Source organism: Kosakonia sp. YIM B13588, from assembly GCF_042788165.1.
Lineage (GTDB): Bacteria > Pseudomonadota > Gammaproteobacteria > Enterobacterales > Enterobacteriaceae > Kosakonia > Kosakonia sacchari.
Map to the genome: position 1 here is coordinate 255,205 of NZ_JBHZPO010000005.1, position 19,554 is coordinate 274,758.

The 19,554-nt window shown below is 56.6% G+C and carries 18 protein-coding genes; 7 read left to right on the forward strand and 11 right to left on the reverse strand.

Annotation, left to right across the window (positions count from 1 at the left end; translation table 11 throughout):
* Window positions 1–62: 62 nt before the first annotated feature.
* From ACFX4U_RS11780 to ACFX4U_RS11790, 3 genes are all read right to left on the reverse strand, one after another.
* Window positions 63–872, reverse strand: coding sequence for a TraB/GumN family protein (locus ACFX4U_RS11780; protein ID WP_313506464.1), 810 nt, complete (start codon window positions 870–872; stop codon window positions 63–65).
* Between the two features lie 86 nt (window positions 873–958).
* Complete coding sequence (copA, locus tag ACFX4U_RS11785; RefSeq protein ID WP_313506465.1) at window positions 959–3,457, reverse strand: copper-exporting P-type ATPase CopA; 2,499 nt, start codon at window positions 3,455–3,457, stop codon at window positions 959–961.
* 164 nt (window positions 3,458–3,621) lie between these two features.
* Window positions 3,622–3,918 (reverse strand): TM2 domain-containing protein, encoded by a 297-nt coding sequence (locus ACFX4U_RS11790; RefSeq protein ID WP_017455691.1) that lies wholly within the window; start codon window positions 3,916–3,918, stop codon window positions 3,622–3,624.
* Window positions 3,919–4,089: 171 nt separating this feature from the next.
* Here ACFX4U_RS11790 and cueR point away from each other — a divergent pair, with 171 nt between their 5' ends.
* Window positions 4,090–4,497: a Cu(I)-responsive transcriptional regulator gene (gene cueR / locus ACFX4U_RS11795; protein ID WP_017455692.1), complete on the forward strand. Its 408-nt coding sequence runs from the start codon at window positions 4,090–4,092 to the stop codon at window positions 4,495–4,497.
* On the opposite strand, the gene ACFX4U_RS11800 is transcribed toward cueR, so the two are convergent.
* The 7 genes from ACFX4U_RS11800 to tesA form a co-directional block, all read right to left on the reverse strand.
* Window positions 4,454–5,191, reverse strand: a complete 738-nt coding sequence (locus tag ACFX4U_RS11800) for a DUF3142 domain-containing protein (protein ID WP_313506466.1) — start codon at window positions 5,189–5,191, stop codon at window positions 4,454–4,456. The genes cueR and ACFX4U_RS11800 overlap by 44 nt on opposite strands.
* Window positions 5,161–7,353: a hypothetical protein gene (locus ACFX4U_RS11805; RefSeq protein WP_313506467.1), complete on the reverse strand. Its 2,193-nt coding sequence runs from the start codon at window positions 7,351–7,353 to the stop codon at window positions 5,161–5,163. Before ACFX4U_RS11805 ends, ACFX4U_RS11800 begins: the two co-directional genes overlap by 31 nt.
* A 22-nt stretch (window positions 7,354–7,375) precedes the next feature.
* Entirely contained in the window at window positions 7,376–7,837 is a 462-nt protein-coding gene (locus ACFX4U_RS11810; protein ID WP_065369131.1) for an NfeD family protein, read from the reverse strand.
* Window positions 7,834–8,748: an SPFH domain-containing protein gene (locus ACFX4U_RS11815; RefSeq protein WP_200552929.1), complete on the reverse strand. Its 915-nt coding sequence runs from the start codon at window positions 8,746–8,748 to the stop codon at window positions 7,834–7,836. Before ACFX4U_RS11815 ends, ACFX4U_RS11810 begins: the two co-directional genes overlap by 4 nt.
* 84 nt (window positions 8,749–8,832) lie before the next feature.
* Complete coding sequence (locus ACFX4U_RS11820) at window positions 8,833–9,687, reverse strand: co-chaperone YbbN (RefSeq protein ID WP_313506468.1); 855 nt, start codon at window positions 9,685–9,687, stop codon at window positions 8,833–8,835.
* A gap of 61 nt (window positions 9,688–9,748) precedes the next feature.
* Entirely contained in the window at window positions 9,749–10,519 is a 771-nt protein-coding gene (locus ACFX4U_RS11825) for an SDR family oxidoreductase (protein WP_313506469.1), read from the reverse strand.
* A gap of 28 nt (window positions 10,520–10,547) precedes the next feature.
* Window positions 10,548–11,171, reverse strand: coding sequence for a multifunctional acyl-CoA thioesterase I/protease I/lysophospholipase L1 (tesA, locus tag ACFX4U_RS11830; RefSeq protein ID WP_313506606.1), 624 nt, complete (start codon window positions 11,169–11,171; stop codon window positions 10,548–10,550).
* Between tesA and ybbA the strand changes: the two genes are divergently transcribed.
* The 6 genes from ybbA to ACFX4U_RS11860 all read left to right on the forward strand — a co-directional run bounded on the left by ybbA (window position 11,142) and on the right by ACFX4U_RS11860 (window position 18,453).
* Window positions 11,142–11,828 (forward strand): putative ABC transporter ATP-binding protein YbbA, encoded by a 687-nt coding sequence (ybbA, locus tag ACFX4U_RS11835; RefSeq protein WP_313506470.1) that lies wholly within the window; start codon window positions 11,142–11,144, stop codon window positions 11,826–11,828. The two genes, tesA and ybbA, sit on opposite strands and share 30 nt — an antisense overlap.
* Window positions 11,825–14,239: a putative ABC transporter permease subunit YbbP gene (gene ybbP / locus ACFX4U_RS11840; RefSeq protein ID WP_313506471.1), complete on the forward strand. Its 2,415-nt coding sequence runs from the start codon at window positions 11,825–11,827 to the stop codon at window positions 14,237–14,239. Before ybbA ends, ybbP begins: the two co-directional genes overlap by 4 nt.
* 198 nt (window positions 14,240–14,437) lie before the next feature.
* A complete protein-coding gene (locus tag ACFX4U_RS11845; protein WP_313506472.1) occupies window positions 14,438–15,583 on the forward strand; it encodes a porin in 1,146 nt (381 codons plus the stop codon).
* 301 nt (window positions 15,584–15,884) lie between these two features.
* Entirely contained in the window at window positions 15,885–16,721 is an 837-nt protein-coding gene (locus tag ACFX4U_RS11850; protein ID WP_313506473.1) for a MetQ/NlpA family ABC transporter substrate-binding protein, read from the forward strand.
* Window positions 16,722–16,778: 57 nt separating this feature from the next.
* The gene (gene sfbB, locus ACFX4U_RS11855) at window positions 16,779–17,801 is read left to right on the forward strand and encodes a virulence-associated ABC transporter ATP-binding protein SfbB (RefSeq protein WP_313506474.1); all 1,023 of its coding nucleotides are present in this window, start codon (window positions 16,779–16,781) and stop codon (window positions 17,799–17,801) included.
* A complete protein-coding gene (locus ACFX4U_RS11860) occupies window positions 17,794–18,453 on the forward strand; it encodes a methionine ABC transporter permease (protein ID WP_020456837.1) in 660 nt (219 codons plus the stop codon). Before sfbB ends, ACFX4U_RS11860 begins: the two co-directional genes overlap by 8 nt.
* Here the strand turns inward: ACFX4U_RS11860 and mnmH are convergent.
* Complete coding sequence (gene mnmH / locus ACFX4U_RS11865) at window positions 18,450–19,529, reverse strand: tRNA 2-selenouridine(34) synthase MnmH (RefSeq protein ID WP_313506475.1); 1,080 nt, start codon at window positions 19,527–19,529, stop codon at window positions 18,450–18,452. The two genes, ACFX4U_RS11860 and mnmH, sit on opposite strands and share 4 nt — an antisense overlap.
* Window positions 19,530–19,554: the final 25 nt, after the last annotated feature.

The following is a 19,554-nucleotide window of genomic DNA, read 5'->3' on the forward strand; positions in this document are numbered from 1 at the left end:
CGGTCATCTCACGGCGCTTAGCATACGCCTGCTCGCGTGCGCGAAAATAGTACCATCTTGCGCTATTGCGCCGCTCTTTCGCGCAGCAGCGCCGGTAAATTCCCTTCGCCATACAGATGCAGGGCGCCCGCTGCCACTACATAGCGCCCTGGCGGCAGCGCAAATAAACGCTCGCACCACGCCTGGTTGCGCTGGTGCATCAACACATCATGCAGCGGCTGGCTGAACGTTGATGGCAGCGTCAGTTCATCTTCCGCAGGCGGATTTTCCAGCCACCAGCTCATCATCACCTGTAATAAACGCGCATTTTCATGCCAGTGAGTCAGGGTATCCTGCAACAGTTCATTTCCTTCGTCCGGCAACTTGCGCAGGATATCCAGCTGGCTGCTGGTGCCTTCCAGTTCCATGACTTTCACCTGATATTGCTGCGCCGCCTGCAACAACTGGTAGTCGATGCCGTACTCCGGGCGTAACCCCAGCCGCTGCGCCTGCGTGGCTTGCAACACCAGCGCGATATGCCAGGCTGGACGCTGGTCGAATTCATCTCTGTGAAGCGACAGGGTTTGCAGCATGTTGTCGAGTTGGGCAAGAAGTTCTGCGGGAAGGCGCTGTTCGAGCGGTTCGGCGGGTGGCAGATTGTCGAACGGTGAATCCGACCCGGCGATATCCGCTTCCACGATGAGCGCGTCGGCATCGCGCAGTTTTTGCAGCAGTTGCGTCGGGAGCGGCGACATGCCGTAGGTGCCCATGTGAATACTGCCCACCAGATGCAGATGGCGACCGCCGGGTAAATCCACATCCAGTGCAGGCCAGCGGTAATGAGGCACACGAAGCGCAAGAAAAAAGGTTTTCAATCGTTGAAACAGGCTCATACGCGCTTCCAGAGTGAAAAATCTCATGCTAGCGCGCGCGGCCAGAAGGTGCAAACCCCGCCGGATAAACGGCGGGGTTGTGGCATTTACTGATGGGGTTTAAAGCGCAATAACCGGTTGGCGTTGCTGACCACGGTAATGGACGAGAGCGCCATTGCCGCGCCTGCGACCACCGGGTTGAGCAATGTGCCGGTCAGCGGCCAGAGAATGCCTGCCGCAATCGGAATACCCAGCGAGTTATAAACAAACGCGCCGAGCAGGTTCTGTTTCATGTTGCGCAGCGTCGCTTTGGAGATTGCCAGCGCATCGGCAACGCCCAGCAGGCTGTGGCGCATCAGCGTGATGGCGGCGGTTTCAATTGCCACATCGCTGCCACCGCCCATGGCGATACCCACATCCGCCTGCGCCAGCGCGGGGGCGTCGTTAATCCCGTCCCCGACCATCGCCACCTGGCGGCCCTGCTGTTGCAGATTTTTGATCGCCTCGGCTTTGCCGTCCGGCAGCACGCCGGCGATCACCTCATCAATACCGGCCTCTCTGGCGATGGCATTGGCGGTGGTGGGGTTGTCACCGGTCAGCATCACCAGGCGGTAGCCTTCACGGTGCAGACGTTGCAGCGCATCAATGCTGTCTTCGCGTAGCGGATCGCGGATCGCCAGCAGCGCCACGGCTTTCCCGTCAATCGCCAGCAGTACCGGCGTGGCGCCCAGGCTTGCCTGAGCATTAAGCTCATCGTCAAGCGCGCTCGTATCCACGTTTTGTTCAGCCAGCAGCGCCTGGTTGCCAAGCAGCACACTGTGCCCGTCAACCTCACCGCTCACGCCCAGCCCGCGCAGTGTACGGAACTGACTGACCACCGGCAGCGTTTCCGCGCCTGCTTTTTCAATAATCGCTCGCGCCAGCGGATGGCTGGAACCTTGCTCCAGTGCCGCCGCCAGGCGCAGTGCCGTCGCCTCGTCGAAATCCAGCGTTTTCACGCTCACCACTTCCGGTTTGCCGCGCGTCAGGGTGCCGGTTTTATCAAATACGATGGTATCGAGCGTGCTGGCGCGTTGCAGCGCATCGGCATCGCGAACCAGCACGCCAAACTCCGCCGCGCGACCGACGCCGGAGATAATCGACATCGGCGTTGCCAGCCCCAGAGCACAAGGGCAGGCGATGATCAGCACCGTGGTGGCGATGACCAGCGTATAGACAATTTGCGGCGCGGGACCGAAAAAGTACCAGATAGCGCCGCTGAACAAGGCGATAGCGACCACCGCTGGCACAAACACGGCGGAAATGCGATCGGCAAGCTGGCCGATCTCCGGCTTACTGCTTTGTGCCTGGCGCACCATACGAATAATGCGCGACAGCGTGGTGTGGCTGCCGACGGCGCTGGCGGTAAACAGCACGCTGCCGTCCTGCACCACCGTCCCGGCATGAATGCTCTCGCCGGTGCTTTTTTCCTGTGGCACCGGTTCGCCGGTAAGCATGGCTTCGTCGAACCAGGCTTCACCCTGGCTGATTTCACCGTCTACCGGCACACGATCGCTGGTCGTCAGGCGCAGCGTCATGCCAGGCTGCACTTCCGCCAGCGGTATGTTTTTCTCGCCGTCGGCGGTGATCACGCGTGCGGTTGGCGGGGTTAAATCTAATAACCGCTCAAGCGCTTTAGACGAACGCTGGCGCGCGCGGGCTTCCAGCATATGGCCGAGGTTAATCAGACCGATGATCATTGCGCTGGCTTCGTAATAGAGGTGCCGGGCTTCCATCGGGAACCACTGCGGCCAGATATTGACGCTCATGGAGTAGAGCCAGGCCGCGCCAGTGCCGAGTGCCACCAGCGTATCCATGGTCGCCGTGCCGTTACGCAGGCTTTTCCAGGCGCTGGTGTAAAAATGGCCGCCCGCCACGATCATGACCGCTAACGTGACAACACCGAGCACCAGCCACAGCGAGCGGTTGGTGTCGGTGACCATCATGTTATCGCCGATCATGCCCCACACCATGATCGGCACGCCAACCAGCAGCGCGACAATCGCCTGCCAGCGGAAGCGTTTCATGGTGGCGAGCGCGGTTTCCTGCTGGCGCTCGCGGCGTTTGATGTCGTCTTCAATGGCTTCCGCGCCGTAGCCTGCGTTCTCTACGGCGCTGACTAATTCAGCGGCGGGGGCACTGCCCATTACCAGCGCGGTGCGCTCCGCCAGATTGACCCGTGCCTGCGTAACGCCCGGTACGGCCTGTAAGGCCTTTTGCACCCGGGAGACACAGCTGGCGCAGCTCATGCCGTTGATCAACAGCTGTTGGCTGTCATCAAGTTCGCTGGCTGCCGGAAGCTCAGGTGTGGCCGCTGTCAGTGCTTCCGACGGGAGTGATGACTCTGCCAGCGGTTTAGCCTTTGGGTGGCTTAAGCTCGCACCGTATCCGGCTTCTTTGATGGTTTCGATCAACGCGTCAGCGCTGGCGCTGCCGGTGACTTCCGCACGTTCAATGGTGACGTCTGCCTGTTCAACATCCGGGCGTTTTTCCAGGCTCTCTTTGACGCGTTTTACGCAGTGGCCGCAGGAGAGGCCATCCAGGTCTAGCGCTATGGTATGAGACATACTCAATCTCCTTGGTTGTGGTGCTTCAATAGTGACTGTGTAGAAGCTTAAACCTTCCATCAAGGGGAAGGTCAAGGTTTTATCATGACAAAGAAGCGATGGGGTTGCCATAAACGACAAACCCCGCACAAGGCGGGGTTTGCTTATTACCGGCGGGGTAAAACTCAACCATATTTACGGGCAAATTCCTGATCGGAGTTGCACAGGTAAATAATAAATTCGATGAAAGAGATGATCGCCGGAATAAAGGTCCAGCAAAACAGAAGATAAAGGATCCCCTGCCATGGTTTCCCTAAATAAAATTTATGCGCGCCAAATCCACCTAAAAAGAAGGCAAACAGCGCAGCAGAAATTCGGCTTTTCTTCCCGGCGGTGTTCTGTGGCGCGCCGCACTGCGGGCAAGCCACCGCTTCTTTATGTATTTGCTTTCCGCAACCACGGCAAAACGCCATATCACTCATAACCACTCCTGTGTGTAAATCATTTATCATTCTTAGAAATATCCGGCCACATGTTATAGCGAAGCGGCAAGGTGGGTAAATAAAAAACCATTAACAATATGGATATATTTGTTTTATTACATGGCGCCCATTTATAGTGATTAACTCAGGTTCTGGCAGTAAGGGGGAAACGTGAATATCAGCGATGTGGCAAAAAGAACCGGTTTAACCAGTAAAGCGATTCGTTTCTATGAAGAGAAAGGGCTGGTGACACCGCCGCTGCGCAGCGAAAACGGCTATCGCAGCTACAACCAGCAACACCTGAATGAGCTGACGCTGCTGCGCCAGGCGCGGCAGGTGGGGTTTAATCTCGAAGAGTGCGGCGAGCTGGTGAATCTGTTTAATAACCCGGCCCGGCATAGCGCAGATGTTAAAGCGCGCACGTTACAGAAAGTGGCTGAAATCGAGCGGCATATTGGCGAACTGCAACAGATGCGTGTGCAACTGCTGGCTCTGGCGGATTCCTGCCCCGGCGACGACAGCGCCGATTGCCCGATTATTGATAACCTTTCTGGCTGCTGTCACCACGCGAAGGGTTGAGCATAAATGTCACCGTGCCGCGATACCACGGGGAGGCGGCGAGTTGCTGCTCTTCGCTGATATCACGCACGCCGTTCTGCACCAGCCCCAGTTTAAACGGGATGCGTAACGTTAAAAGTGCGGGCAGATAGGCGGTGTAATTCGCCACGGTGCTGCGTCCCTGATAGCTCTGCACTACCAGTTCATCCACCGGCAATGCGTTAAGGGTTTGCACGCTGCCGGTTTTCGCCCAGTCCAGCAATCCGGTGACGCCCAGCGCGTAGTCTGCTGGCAGCGTCTGGCGTAGACGATGCAAAAACAGCGCGTAATCGCCAAGGCGATGGGTGGCGGCATCGAAATCCACCTGCAACCCGACGACATGGTTTCCCGCCGCTTGCCAGCGAGCTAACAGCCGGGTAAGACGTAACAACAGCGCATCCGGCACGTCCAGCGTGGTAAAACGCACCGTGAGCCAGATGCGCGGAAACGTAAGCTGGTTGACCGGTAGCCCTTTACGCTCAAACACAGTTTGACCGGCAACGGTGACGACATCGCCCTGATGCAGGTAGACAATGTCGGCATCACGCAGCGTTTGCGTGGGTCGCACGCCAGACCATAACCAGTACGCTGCTTTCCCCTGAGCGAATAACGCCGAAGGAAAAAGCAGCGCGCCTGCCAATGCCATTACCAGTAATATTTGAGCTCTTTGGCCCATACGCTTCCCGGATAACGGCTTTTCAGTTGCTGGAACCATGCTTTACGCACGGATTTATCCACGTCTTCGCCGCCGCAATCGTTATAACCGGAGGGGGCATAACACATCACGGCGCGATACAGTGCGTAGCTCTTATCCTCCGGCTCGGCTTTGGCGTCGTTGATAACCTGCTGATACCAGGCCAGACGATGCGCGACGCCGGGGGCAGTTTTAAGTTTTGTTGCGTCGTCCAGCGCGTCGTTACCCCACTGGTCGGTTTCCCGGTTAACGCGGGTTTGCGTGATGCGGAAAAACTCACCCAGGCAGTTCATCGCATGGCCATCCTGCGCTTTCTGGCTCAGAGTGGTGACCGTTTTTTCCAGCGCTGCGCAGACATAAATGCTCTCTTTGTCGGTGCCTTTCCAGCCAAATGCACTCAGGTTGACGTCATCAAACGCCTCGCCAGTGACCGGCGGTGCGATTGCGTCGATCCGTTTTTTGTCTTGTAACCAGTCGGCGTAATGCCCTTCGGTTAAATCGCGCGTCAGCAGCGTGTGCAGCGCAATGGTGCGCTCTTCGTTATTCGGACCGTTGCTGGCTTGCTGGCGCAGCAACTCGCGTGGTGCTTTGGTTTTCAGCACTAAGGAACGGTAACGCAGATTCGTGACCTTGCTGTCTGGAGCAAAAATCTGCGCCAGCGCGTCGCTTTCCACCAGCGTTGCCGCCAGTTTGGCCTGCAGCAACTGCTGCTGTTCGACATCTTTGCTCAGATCCAAAAGATGTAGCCAGTGCGCTTTGGCGTCCGGCCACTGTTTTTGCGCCATCAGCGCTTCGCCGTACAGCACTTGTTCGCTAAACGCGAGGATATTGTGCGGTGCCAGCGTTTGCGCCGGGGTGATGGCGCTGCGCACGGTGGCGTAATCCTGTTTGCTGAAAGCCAGCTTCAGACGCAGGTAATTCCACAGATCGCCACGTTTATTTTTGTCGAAAACGGCTTTGATGCTGTCGAGCCAGGCTTGATCGATACAGGGATGCTTTTCATCACATTTGTTATCGCGCAGGCGGCGCAGCGTCAGGATAAACGTCATCAGCGAGGCATCCGGCGTGCTTATAAAATCATCACCGCCCCATTCGAGGAGTTTGTTGTCGCTTTCATTCACCAGCGCGATTAACGCATCACTGCTGGCCGTCTGTGCCAGCGCCTGTTCGTAGAGCGCCGCCAGCGCATTCCAGTCCTGCAAATACCAGTTGATGCGGCGCAACATCCCCTGCGCCGATTCTGCGTAGCGACCCTGCGGCCAGCTTTTCAGATAATAAAGCGCCGCATCCCGCGCTTTCTGCGCCTGGGCTTTATCTACTTTTGTAACGTCAAAATCGCCATATTCACCGTTGGCATTAGCGCTACTGGCGTTGAGCGCGGTGCGCATCAACATATAGCTGGCCGTTTCGGCAAGCCACGGCTGCGGGTTGCTGGCGAGCGAAGTAAAATCCTGCGCTGCGGCCTCATAATCACCGGCATAGAAAGCGTTAGCGCCGTGTAAATAGGTACGGAAACCAAGAGCAACTGAACCTTCCGGGAAGCTCAGCGAATCAATGATGACTTCACCGCGACCGTCCGCCGCCGTCCGCGCTTGCGCCAGCGCCAGGCGCTGTTCCGGCGTCAACGCCGTTTCGTCCAGCAGGGCGGCGAAAAAGCCAGAAAGTGTCTCGTTATTGCGCGATACAAAACGGTTTTCCATCTCATCGGATTCAAACCCTTCGCCAGTTGCTGTCTGCTCCGCGTCACCTTCGGCGATCAGGCGCAACAGTGCCGGAGGAATTTGATCATCAGGTTTGATGCCCAGCGCTTTCATTTGCTGGCGCAGGGTGTCGTCACTGGAAACGGGTTCCGCCGTTGCTGCCGGGGCGGTAGTGTCATCGTGATGAATACCGAAATAGAAGCTTCGGCTGCGCGTGAAATCTTGCGGTACGGGCTGGCGCAGTGGCAAAAATCCTTTTTGCTCATCCACCAGGCGCAGCAGGTTATCACGGGTATCGGTATCAATGCCCAACACCGGCGGGCTGGTGATGAAACATCCCGTGCTCCCCCATGTGCAGCTATCGATATCAGACGACGCCAGCACGGGTGCGCTGGCGGTAAAGGAGAGACACAAGCCCAGCGCGAGGCGACGGCGTTTTATCATTCCCTGAATCCTTGCGTTATTGTTATTCGTTTACGGCTTTGATGCGTAAGGTGATGCCTTCAACGGCCGTTACCTCAACGCGCGTTCCGGCAGCGAGATCGTCGTCGGCGCTGACCGGCCACGAACTGTCGCCCACACGCATATGGCCTCGACCGTTCACCAGTGCGTTATCAAGCTGGAAGCGGCGGCCGATGAGCTGTTGCCCACGCAGATTCAGCGACGCGTCGGCGGGTTTTTGCTGTTTTACCCGCCGCGAAAGCCATTGCCACCACAGCCAGGCGGCCAGCATGGTCAGCACGGCGAACAGTACACCCTGCCACTCCCAGCCGAAGGGAATAACCCACGCCAGCAACCCGGTGACCACCGCCGCGACGCCGCTCCACAACAGATAGCCGTTACCGCCCAGCATTTCCGCAGCCAGCAACAGGCCGCCGAGCACCAGCCAGGCGAGGTGTGTATGTTCGAGCAGCAGTGCGGCAATCATTTTTTACGCTCGCCGGCGCTGTCTTTCACCAGTTCGGCGATCCCGGCGATCGAGCCCATCAGGCTGCTGGCATCCAGCGGCATCATGACCACTTTGCTGTTGTTCGCCGAACCAATTTGTTGCAGCGCGTCGGTATATTTCTGCGCGACGAAGTAATTCACCGCCTGAATATCCCCGGCGGCAATCGCTTCAGACACCATTTGTGTGGCGCGGGCTTCTGCTTCTGCTGAACGTTCACGTGCTTCCGCCTGCAGGAATGCCGACTGGCGATCGCCCTCCGCTTTCAGGATCTGCGACTGTTTTTCCCCTTCGGCTTTGAGGATCTCCGCCTGGCGGATCCCCTCGGCTTCAAGAATGTAAGCGCGTTTGGTACGTTCCGCTTTCATCTGCGCATTCATTGAGGCGATCAATTCCGCCGGTGGGCGCACATCGCGGATTTCAATACGCGTGACTTTCACGCCCCACGGATTGGTGGCTTCATCCACAATATGCAGCAGACGCGTATTGATGCTGTCACGTTGTGAGAGCATTTCGTCCAGCTCCATTGAGCCGAGTACGGTACGGATGTTAGTCATGGTCAGGTTGATGATCGCCAGTTCCAGGTTGCTCACCTCATAAGCGGCGCGCGGGGCGTCGATCACCTGAATAAAGCACACCGCGTCAATGGTGACGTTGGCGTTGTCTTTGGAAATAATTTCCTGCGAGGGGATATCGAGAACCTGTTCCATCATATTGATCTTACGACCAATACGATCCATAAACGGCACCACCAGGCTTAAACCCGGCTGCAGCGTGCGGGTGAAACGGCCAAAGCGTTCCACGGTCCACTGGAAGCCTTGCGGGACGATTTTTACACCGGAGATAACCACCACCAGCGCGACGAAGATAAGAACCAGAATGACGATTGGCATCAAAAAAACCTCCTGTTTAATTTGATGCCATCTTAGCCCGAATTAGCGATTAAAACAGCGCGATCGCCAAATTTAGCAGGGGAATTAGTAGAGCAGGGAGTAGAGCTGGCGGCGGTATTTCGATGCCAGCGCGTCGCCGGTGCCGAGCGCGGCCAGGATCTCTTGCAGCATTTTGCGCGCTTCACCATTAGCCGCCGCCAGATCTTTGCGCAGATGGCTAAACAGCAGTTCCAGCGCTTCTTCATTGCGGCCCACCTGGTGCAGTTGCAGCGCCAGTTGTGTAGCCAGCAGCGCGTCCTGCGGGTTATCTGCAACTTGCTGTTGCAACTGCTGGATCTCCGGCGTATCCGCGGCCTTCTTCAGCAGCTCGATCTGCGCGATAAGCCCCTGATAACGGGTATCCTGATCCTGTAACGGAACCGCTTTCAGTGCCGCTTCGGCTTCATCCGCGCGGTTCAACACAATCAGTGTTTCCGCCAGCAGCAGCGTGATTTCGCTGTTTTGCGGCGCCAACTGGCTGGCCTCTTTCAGTAGCGGCAGCGCGTCGATATGCTTGCCTTCCTGCACCAATTGCATGGCCTGCTGCGCTTTCAACTCCTCTTCGCGCGGCAGCACTTTATCCAGCAGCGCGCGAATCGCTTCTTCAGGCTGTGGTCCCTGAAAACCGTCAACCGGCTGGCCATTCTGGAACAGGTAAACAGTTGGAATGGCGCGTAAGCCAAATTGCGATGCCACCATCTGCTCTGCGTCGCAATCGACTTTCGCCAGGATAAATTGCCCGTTGTACTGGGCGGCGAGGTTCTCCAGCACTGGCGTCAGTTGCTGACAGTGCTGGCTGCGTTCGGACCAGAAATAGAACAGCACCGGCGTGGCAACGGATTGCTCAAGCACCTGTTGCAGGTTCATTTCGGTAATATTGACAATATTCTTTGCAGACATACTAAGTTCTCTTTATTTCACTGTTTCGTCATACATGGGGGACAGGCTTCGCGCCTTCAACTCACCCGTGCAAAATTTTATCCATCATGCGCGTCGGCAGCAGGCGTTTTAAAAAGGTCACCGCCCATGTCACCAGCGTTACCGGGTAGCGCACTTTCGGGTTGCTGCTCTCAAAAGCATGGCGCACTTTGGCGACGACCGCTTCCGGCCCCAGCGTAAAACGTGCGGCGATGCCTGGGTTTTCCACCGGTTTATCGCTTTGTGTCTGATTCACGTTGTCGGTAAAGCGCGTACGGATCGGGCCGGGTTCAATCAGGCTCACTTTGATGCCCGTATGGCGTAGCTCCATTCGCAAAGCGTCCGACCAGGCTTCCAGCGCATACTTGCTGGCGGCATAAGCGCCGCGCCCAGGCGTTGAGATTAGCCCCATCACCGAGGAGGTCATTACTATGCGCCCCTCGTCGTGCGGCAACATCGCAGGCAGCAACAGCATGGTGAGCTGGTGAGTGCCAAAAAAGTTACTGGAAAACTGTTGTTCCAGCTGTTCGCGGCTGATGGTATCGAGCGGGCCATAAACACCGTATCCGGCGTTATTGAAGATCCCATACAGGCGATTGTCGGTCAGCGCTATCACTTCGGCGGCGGCGCGTATCACGCTTTGCGCGTCGTCAAGATCGAGCAAAATGCCGGTAAAGCCTTCGCTTACCATCCGGGCGACATCGTCCGGTTTACGGCAGGCCGCCAGCACGCGAAAACCCTGACGCTTCAGTTCGCGTGCGCTTTCCAGCCCGATACCGCTGGAACATCCTGTTATTAAGACTGCTTTTTGCATAACTTTACCTGGGGGCGTGCCTGAACAATCAGGAGTCGTGGTTAACTAAAGGCGCCAGTCGCGTTGCCATCCAGTCTGCAATAAACGGCTGCGCATCGCGGTTGGGATGGATGCCATCATCCTGCATCCATTGCGGTTTTAGATAGACCTCTTCCATAAAAAATGGCAGCAGAGGAACATCCAACTCCTTGGCAAGCTTAGGATAAATGGCGCTAAAGGCTTCATTATAGCGGCGACCGTAGTTGGCAGGGAGCCGAATTTGCATTAACAACGGTTGCGCGTTGGCGGCTTTCACCGCCTGCACCACCTGGCGCAGCGTTTGCTCTGTTTGCTGCGGCGCGAAACCGCGCAGACCATCGTTACCGCCCAGCTCCACCAGAACCCAGCGCGGTTGATGCTCTTTTAGCAGTGCAGGCAGGCGCGCCAGCCCTTGCTGCGAGGTGTCGCCGCTGATGCTGGCATTGATGACCGTCGGTTTTTGCTGCCATTTGTCATTGAGCAGCGCAGGCCACGCGGCATTCGCTGCCATGCGATACCCGGCGCTCAGACTGTCGCCAAGAATCAGTAACGTGTCCGCCGCCACGGCGCGAAAGGTTAACAAAAACAAAAACAGGAAGGGCAAATGCCAGCGGAAAACATTGTTGAAGTTCATCATCTTAAGAAGTCCGTCGGTCAGGGGGAGCATGAGCTTTCCATCCTTACCGGAGTTGAGCTGGTTGTCAAACCAGCCGAGACCATCGCCCTGATTGGCGAATCCGGCTCCGGCAAGTCTACTTTATTAGCGATCCTCGCCGGGCTGGATGACGGTAGCAGCGGCGAAGTGAACCTGCTTGGCAAGCCTCTGCATACGATGGATGAAGAGGCGCGCGCGCAGCTGCGTGCGCAAAATGTCGGCTTTGTTTTTCAATCTTTTATGCTCATTCCCACGCTAAATGCGCTGGAAAATGTCGAACTCCCGGCCTTGCTGCGCGGCGAAAACAGCAGTGAAAGCCGCAGTAGCGCGAAAGCGTTACTGGAAGAGTTGGGGCTGGATAAACGGCTGGATCATCTGCCAGCACAACTCTCCGGCGGCGAACAGCAGCGGGTGGCGCTGGCTCGCGCGTTTAATGGCCGTCCGGCAGTGCTGTTCGCCGATGAACCCACCGGTAATCTCGACAGGCAAACCGGCGACAAGATCGCTGATTTGCTCTTTTCCATGAATCAACAATATGGCACCACGCTGCTGTTAGTGACGCACGATCCGCAGCTTGCTGCGCGTTGCGACCGGCGGCTGCGGCTGGTCAATGGTGAACTGCGGGAGGATGCATGATAGCCCGTTGGTTCTGGCGCGAATGGCGCTCGCCGTCGCTGCTGATTGTCTGGATGGCGCTAAGTCTGGCGGTGGCTTGCGTGCTGGCGCTCGGCAACATCAGCGATCGCATGGAAAAAGGGCTTAGCCAGCAGAGCCGGGAATTTATGGCGGGCGACAGAGCGTTGCGCAGCTCTCGTGAAGTCCCCCAGGCGTGGCTGGATGAAGCGCGAAAAACAGGGCTGCGAGTCAGCGAACAGATCAGTTTTGCCACCATGACGTTTGCCGGCGACACGCCGCAATTAGCCGATGTGAAAGCCGTTGATAACATTTACCCCCTTTATGGTGAGCTGCAAACCAGCCCGGCGGGGTTAAAACCGCAAGCGGGAACAGTGTTACTGGCACCACGTTTAATGGCGCTGCTCAATTTGAAAATCGGCGATTCTATTGATGTGGGCGATGCCACATTGCGTATCGCCGGGGAAGTGGTGCAGGAGCCGGATTCAGGCTTTAACCCTTTTCAGATGGCACCACGTCTGTTGATGAATATCGCCGATGTGGCGAAAACCGGCGCGGTGCAGCCAGGTAGCCGCGTCAGCTGGCGGGTGAAATTTGGCGGTACGCCCGCGCAGTTAGATGCATACGAAAAATGGCTGTTGCCACAGTTAAAACCGGAGCACCGCTGGTACGGGCTGGAGCAGGATGAGGGTGCGCTGGGCAAATCCTTGCAGCGTTCGCAGCAGTTCCTGTTGTTATCCGCGCTTTTAACGCTGCTGCTGGCGATAGCCGCCGTCGCGGTAGCGATGGGGCACTATTGCCGCAGCCGCTATGATTTGGTTGCGGTACTGAAAACCCTGGGCGCGGGCCGTGCGCAATTACGCAAACTGATTGTCGGTCAGTGGTTAATGGTACTGGCGCTGTCCGTGGTGACCGGTGGCGCTATCGGGCTGGTATTCGAAAGCGTATTAATGGTGCTGCTCAAGCCAGTGCTGCCTGCCGCGCTGCCACCCGCCAGTTTGTGGCCGTGGCTGTGGGCCGTCGGGGCGATGGTGGTGATTTCACTGCTGGTGGGGCTGCGACCCTATCGCTTGCTGCTGGCGACGCAGCCGCTGCGCGTATTGCGACGTGATGCGGTGGCCAACGTCTGGCCGCTAAAGTTCTACGTACCGGTGATCTGCGCGGTAGCCGTGCTGCTACTCGCCTGGCTGATGGGCGGCAGTATGCTGTTATGGGCCGTGCTGGCGGGCGCTGTGGTGCTGGCATTGCTGTGCGGCGTGGTGGGCTGGCTGCTGCTTAATGTGCTCAAACGCCTGACATTCAAAGCGCTACCGCTGCGTCTTGCGGTGAACCGGCTGCTGCGCCAGCCGTGGTCAACGCTGAGCCAGCTTTCGGCGTTTTCGCTCTCCTTTATGTTGCTGGCGATGTTGCTGGTGCTGCGCGGCGATCTGCTGGACAGGTGGCAACAGCAGTTACCGCCGGAAAGCCCGAACTACTTTTTAATCAATATCGCACCGGAGCAAGTGACACCGCTGAAAGCGTTTCTTTCGCAGCATCGTGTTGCTCCAGAGGCGTTCTACCCGATCGTGCGGGCAAGGATGACGCAAATTAACGGCCAGTCAACGGAGGGTAACCAGGATGAGGCGCTGAACCGCGAACTCAATCTCACCTGGCTTCAGCAGCGACCGGATCATAACCCGGTCACCGCCGGAAGCTGGCCGCCAAAAAACGGGGAAGTCTCTGTTGAGGAGGGGCTGGCGCAGCGGTTAGGCCTGAAGCTGGGCGATTCCGTGACGTTTATGGGCGATACGCAGGAATTCAGCGCCACAATCAGCAGCCTGCGCAAAGTTGACTGGGAAAGCCTGCGGCCAAACTTCTTCTTCATCTTCCCCTCGGGTGCGCTGGATGGCCAGCCGCAGAGTTGGCTCACCAGTTTCCGCTGGCAGAACGGCAATGGCATGTTAACGCAACTGAACCGGGAGTTCCCGACCATCAGCCTGCTGGATATTGGCGCGATTTTAAAACAGGTCGGTCAGGTGCTTGAGCAGGTAAGCCGGGCGCTGGAAGTGATGGTGGTGCTGGTCACGGCCTGCGGTGTGTTGCTGCTGCTCGCGCAGGTACAAGTCGGTATGCGTCAGCGTCACCAGGAGCTGGTAGTTTACCGCACGCTCGGCGCGGGCAAGTGGCTGCTGCGAACCACGTTGTGGTGTGAATTCGCGCTGCTGGGGCTGGTCTCCGGGCTGGTCGCGGCGATGGGCGCGGAAACCGCGCTGGCGGTGCTGCAAACGAGGGTGTTTGATTTCCCATGGGAGCCGGACTGGCGTTTGTGGACCACGTTACCGTTGTGCGGCGCGCTGTTGCTTTCGCTGTGCGGCGGCTGGCTTGGCGCGCGTTTCCTTAAAGGAAAAGCGCTGTTTCGTCAATTCAGTAATTAATCCCTTCATCAATATTTGCTCAACGAAACGCATGCCGATAATTCTATCGGTGTGCGTCTGTTTCAAAGTGTAAAAGTTCCCCTGGCAATTGTTTACCAGCACAAAACAACAAAAAAACCCCACCAAATAGAAGCTTTTAGACGTTAATATTTCGCCGCTAGTAACTTACTAGTGGTGTCTATCCATCAAGGAAAAACCATGAAAATAAAAACAACCGCTCTGGCGACAGCCATCGGCGCAGCAGTGGCATTGACGTCTTTCGCAACTCAGGCGGAAATTACTGTACTTAAGCAAGATCCGCAGGCTGGCAATCCGTTAAGCCGCCTGAACTTCACCGTTGGTGGTTCTATTCGTCCGCAATTCGATAACATGATGGGCGACGGTGATAAACACTCATACAAACGTAATGGTTACGACGGTGGTACCCGTTTCCGTTTCGCGACTGATTACTACCTGTTCGATGATATTAGCTGGGTTAACTACTACGAACTGGGCGTGAACATTCCGGCGCTGTTCGACTGGGACAGCCACTATGCAGACGGCGCGCATAACACCACTCGCCGTATGCTCTACACTGGTCTGAAAAGTAAGACCTGGGGTACCATGACCTTCGGCCAGCAGAACAGCGTGTACTACGATGTGGTTGGTGCGAAAACCGATATCTGGGATTACGACATGAAAGCCCAGGCTTCCGGTAACGGTATCAATGGCGATTACGACGGTTCTTACCGTTCACGTAAGATGCTGAAATACAAAAACACCTTTGGTGATGCTGACATTTATGCTTCCTACCTGTTCTCTGATAACGATCTGCTGCGTGGCAATGGCCTGCGTTACAAACGTAAAGGCGGCGGTTCTCTGGGCGTGGATTACCACATTGCCAAAGACCTGACATGGGGTACGGCGTGGAACTACACCCAGGCTGATATGCGCAACGTCAACACCGGCGGCAGCGATACCTATAGCCAGAATATCTATGGCACAGCGCTGAGCTGGACGCCGGATAACTGGACCTTTTCCTTCGGTGGCGGCTGGTACGAAAACTATCTGACCACCGGTAAAAAAGATGTTCATAACTACTTCGCGGGCGACGCGTGGGGTATTGAATACTTTGCCGGTTACAAAATCCCGGTCGGCCAGTACGCGCTTAAATATGTACAGCCGTACGTCATGGGTGACCGTCTGCAATACACCACGGGTCGTGATTACCAGCGTATCGATAACGGCGTGGGTGTAACCTTCCAGCTGGATTACGGTTTCCGTGTCGATTACGAACACGTATTCACCTCCAGCACCGACGACCTGGGCGACATGAACATCGTTCGTCTGCGTTACGACTTCTAAGAAGTCTGCATCCGCCGGGTTTAACGCTTCGTTTAAATCCGGCATTGCTTAGCAATAAAAAGCATAACGAGAGGCTGGAAAACCCATTAAGGGCAGGGCTTTTCGTTATGCTTCATCGCCTTACCCTGCAAAGATCTCTCCGCCATTCAGTGACATAGTTCACAGCATGTTGAATTTATTTCAATTACCGCTGCGCTGTGTTTATGCCATCTTATTCAGCAGCCTTATCAATCAAGTGAAAATGGAACGCGCCGCACTGTACGTCGCGTCACACAACATCTCAACTCGTTAGGGAGAATTTATGGGACGTCGTCTCAGCTTGCGCGCGACCTTCGGCGCATTACTTCTGGCCTGCGGCTTACCGTTTGCTCATGCCAGCAGCGATCCGCACACCATTGTTTTCGGCGTCGCGCCTGGACCCTATGGCGATATGGTGAAACAGGCGATTGCGCCGTCGCTAAAAGAGAAAGGTTATAAAGTAGTGGTGCGTGAATTTAGCGATTACGTACAGCCAAATATGGCGCTGGCGAACGGCAGCATTGATGCCAACCTGTTCCAGCACAGCCTCTATTTTGACAAATTCACCGCCGATAAAGGCCTGAAATTAACTAAGCTGATTACGGTGCCGACGGCGGGCATGGGCTTTTATTCACGCAAAATCAAAAGCCTGGATGAATTGAAAAAGGGTGATATTGTCACGCTCTCCAATGACCCGACTAACCTGGCGCGCGGGCTGCGTTTCCTGCAATCGCTCGACCTCATCACTATCAAAGATAACATCGACCCGACTAAAGCCTCCGAGCGCGATATTGCCAGCAACCCGAAAGGGCTGGTGTTTAAACCGCTGGAAGCGGCGCAACTACCGCGCACATTGGATAGCGTGACTGCGTCGCTGGTGAATGGCAACTTTGCCATTGCCGCCGGGCTGAAACTCTCCTCTGCGCTCAAACAAGAGCACCTTGATGAGAACCTGAAAAACATCATTGCGGTGCGTACGGAAGATGCCGACAAACCGTTCGCGAAGGATATTGTCGAGGTGGTGAAATCGCCGGCTTATCGCGCGGTGATTGACGATCCGAACAATGTTTACGGTGCGTTCCAGAAACCAGACTGGATGCAGAGCGCGGATAAAAAGTAACACTCCGGCTGATTTGACGGGCAGGCTGCGGCCTGCCTTTTGTCGTTTGAGGTTTGCATGATTGAAATAGAAAAAGTGTGCGTGGATTTTCCCGCAGCGCGCGGCAGTACGAGCGCGACCCGGGCGGTAGAGGATGTCACGCTGCGTATTGCGCCGGGGGAGATCTTCGGCATTGTCGGTACCAGCGGCGCGGGCAAAAGTACGCTGCTTCGCACGCTGAATGCGCTGCAACGCCCAAGCCAGGGCAGCGTCAAAATCAATGGTGTGGCGATTTCGGCGCTGGAAGGCATTACGTTACGCAAAGCACGTCAGCGCATCGGCATGATATTCCAGCACTTCAACCTGATGCATACCCGCACCGTGGCGCAAAATGTGGCCTTCAGCCTGAAAGCGGCGGGGTGGGAACGCAGCAAAATCGCGCCGCGCGTGGCTGAGATCCTGCAACTGGTGGGGTTAAGCGATAAAGCCAGCCGTTACCCGGTGCAACTCAGTGGCGGGCAGAAGCAGCGGGTCGGTATTGCGCGCGCCATCGCTAATCACCCGGATGTATTGCTGTGTGATGAACCGACCTCGGCGCTGGATCTGGAAACCTCCTCCACCATTCTTGCCCTGCTCAAGCAGATCAATGAACAAATGGGGATCACTATTGTGCTGATCACTCATGAGATGAACGTAATCAAATCGATCTGCGATCGTGTGGCGGTGATGTCCGGCGGTAAAGTGGTGGAAGAGGGCGATGTGTTCGATATTTTTGCCCATCCGCAGCATCCCTTCACCCGCCAGCTAGTGTCGCACACGCTGAATTTGACCTTACCGGAGCGTTTGCAACAGCATCTACCGGGGCAATTATTGAAGATCCTGTTTATTGGTGATTCCGCAGAACAGCCGGTGCTTTCTGACGCGGCGGTGAAATTTGGCGTCGCGGTCAATATCCTGCACGGCAAAATTGAGTATATCGGCGAGCGGGCGCTGGGCATCCTGGTGGTGCAACTGACGTCGGCGAAAAACCCGGCGGCAGTGAGTGACGCCGTGGACTATATTCGCAACCGTACCGCGCAGGTGGAGGTGATCCGTGGATGATTTAATGGCCGATCTGAGCCTCGCCTTTGGCGAAACCTTCCAGATGTTAAGCATCTCAACGGTGCTGGCGATTGTCGGCGGTTTGCCGCTCGGTTTCCTGATTTTTGTTACCGACAGGCACCTGTTCTGGCAAAACCGCGCGGTCTATCTGGTGAGCACGGTGCTGGTGAATATTATCCGCTCAGTGCCGTTCGTGATCCTGCTGGTGTTGCTGTTGCCAGTAACGCAGTTTTTGCTCGGCAACACCATTGGGCCGATTGCCGCGTCGGTGCCGCTGTCTGTGGCAGCGATTGCCTTTTATGCGCGGCTGGTCGATAGCGCCCTGCGCGAGGTGGATAAAGGCATTATTGAAGCGGCAGAAGCCTTTGGTGCCAGCCCGCTGCGCATTATCTGTACCGTGCTGCTACCTGAAGCCAGCGCGGGTCTGCTGCGCGGCCTGACCATTACGCTCGTCAGCCTGATTGGGTATTCCGCGATGGCCGGGATTGTCGGCGGTGGTGGGGTGGGCGATCTGGCGATCCGCTACGGCTATTACCGTTATGAAACCCAGGTGATGATCGTAACGGTGATCGCGCTGATCATCCTGGTACAGATAGTCCAGGTACTGGGAGACTGGCTGGCGAAACGCGCCGATAAGCGCGATCGTCATTAAGGATTGTGTGCTGCCAGCCAGTCCGTTACTTCTGCAAAAGTGCCGCGAAAGCGAATGGCTTTCGCGCGCTTTTCAAGCTGGTAGCGGTACATCGGATCGTAGTACTCCTCCAGCAGCGGCACGAGCCACGCGAAGTGCCCCTCGGTATTGCCGCTGCGTTGCTGCTGGTCCAGCGCGTTCTCCAGATGACGCGTCAATTCCGCATAACGCTGTAACCCCAGACGGCGGCGAATGGCAAAAAGCCCGTGGCGCAGATATTCCGCATACTGACGCCAGCCTTCCTCCTCACCGTCGCGGGTGATAAACGCCGCGTGCATTTGTACGAAATAGTCGACGCGCAAACGCTCGAGCCGTTGTGCAAAGGGATCGTCCACTACCACCAGCGGCGATTGCGCCATTCTCACGCGGACAACTTCCGGCAGGTGGTTCGCCCCAATCGCGGCGCTTTCGTCTTCCAGCAGCCAGAATGCGGGTGTCACTTTAAGTAGCGCCGCTGCCAGATGGTTTTCGAAACTGGCCTGCGAGCGCTGCGGTTGCAGCGTCCGGCCAAACGAGGAACCGCGATGCCGGGCGAGCCCTTCAAGGTCTATACCGTTACGCTGTGAACGCACCAGCAACGTTTTGCCACTCCCTGTGCAGCCACCCACCAGCAGCGCCGGGCGTTGCATGCACTGTTGCGTTGCCTCGATAGCGGCCTGGCGCAGCGCTTTATAACCACCGATCACCAGCGGATAGTCCACCTGGCATTCTCGCAGCCATTGCTGAACGATATGCGAACGCTGACCGCCACGGGCGCAACAAAGGTAACCCTGCGGATATTGCGCGCAGGCTTGCCGCCATGCTTCGATGCGCTGTTCGCGGGTTTCGCCATTAACCAGTTGGTGGCCGAGACGAAGTGCGGCTTCTGCGCCTTCGCGTTTATAGCAGGTGCCGACAGCCGCGCGCTCGTGGTCGTTCATTAAGGGCAGATTGATGGCGGCGGGCATGGCGCCTTTGGCAAACTCAACCGGTGCGCGAACATCAATAAGAGGCGTTTCATCCCGCAGGAGGGCGAGATAATCCGTGGTGTCGTTCATTGGGCTTCCTTCTGCAAAACGCTGG

Excerpts from the sequence above, each read along its gene's own strand:
- sfbB (WP_313506474.1), top strand. The coding sequence starts at position 16,779 with ATGATTGAAATAGAAAAAGTGTGCGTGGATTTTCCCGCAGCGCGCGGC.
- ACFX4U_RS11815 (WP_200552929.1), bottom strand. The coding sequence starts at position 8,748 with ATGCCAATCGTCATTCTGGTTCTTATCTTCGTCGCGCTGGTGGTGGTT.
- ACFX4U_RS11820 (WP_313506468.1), bottom strand. The coding sequence starts at position 9,687 with ATGTCTGCAAAGAATATTGTCAATATTACCGAAATGAACCTGCAACAG.
- ACFX4U_RS11780 (WP_313506464.1), bottom strand. The coding sequence starts at position 872 with ATGAGCCTGTTTCAACGATTGAAAACCTTTTTTCTTGCGCTTCGTGTG.
- ACFX4U_RS11800 (WP_313506466.1), bottom strand. The coding sequence starts at position 5,191 with ATGGGCCAAAGAGCTCAAATATTACTGGTAATGGCATTGGCAGGCGCG.
- copA (WP_313506465.1), bottom strand. The coding sequence starts at position 3,457 with ATGTCTCATACCATAGCGCTAGACCTGGATGGCCTCTCCTGCGGCCAC.
- ACFX4U_RS11805 (WP_313506467.1), bottom strand. The coding sequence starts at position 7,353 with ATGATAAAACGCCGTCGCCTCGCGCTGGGCTTGTGTCTCTCCTTTACC.
- ACFX4U_RS11810 (WP_065369131.1), bottom strand. The coding sequence starts at position 7,837 with ATGATTGCCGCACTGCTGCTCGAACATACACACCTCGCCTGGCTGGTG.
- ACFX4U_RS11845 (WP_313506472.1), top strand. The coding sequence starts at position 14,438 with ATGAAAATAAAAACAACCGCTCTGGCGACAGCCATCGGCGCAGCAGTG.
- ACFX4U_RS11850 (WP_313506473.1), top strand. The coding sequence starts at position 15,885 with ATGGGACGTCGTCTCAGCTTGCGCGCGACCTTCGGCGCATTACTTCTG.
- mnmH (WP_313506475.1), bottom strand. The coding sequence starts at position 19,529 with ATGAACGACACCACGGATTATCTCGCCCTCCTGCGGGATGAAACGCCT.
- ACFX4U_RS11825 (WP_313506469.1), bottom strand. The coding sequence starts at position 10,519 with ATGCAAAAAGCAGTCTTAATAACAGGATGTTCCAGCGGTATCGGGCTG.
- ybbA (WP_313506470.1), top strand. The coding sequence starts at position 11,142 with ATGCCAGCGGAAAACATTGTTGAAGTTCATCATCTTAAGAAGTCCGTC.
- ACFX4U_RS11790 (WP_017455691.1), bottom strand. The coding sequence starts at position 3,918 with ATGAGTGATATGGCGTTTTGCCGTGGTTGCGGAAAGCAAATACATAAA.
- tesA (WP_313506606.1), bottom strand. The coding sequence starts at position 11,171 with ATGAACTTCAACAATGTTTTCCGCTGGCATTTGCCCTTCCTGTTTTTG.
- ybbP (WP_313506471.1), top strand. The coding sequence starts at position 11,825 with ATGATAGCCCGTTGGTTCTGGCGCGAATGGCGCTCGCCGTCGCTGCTG.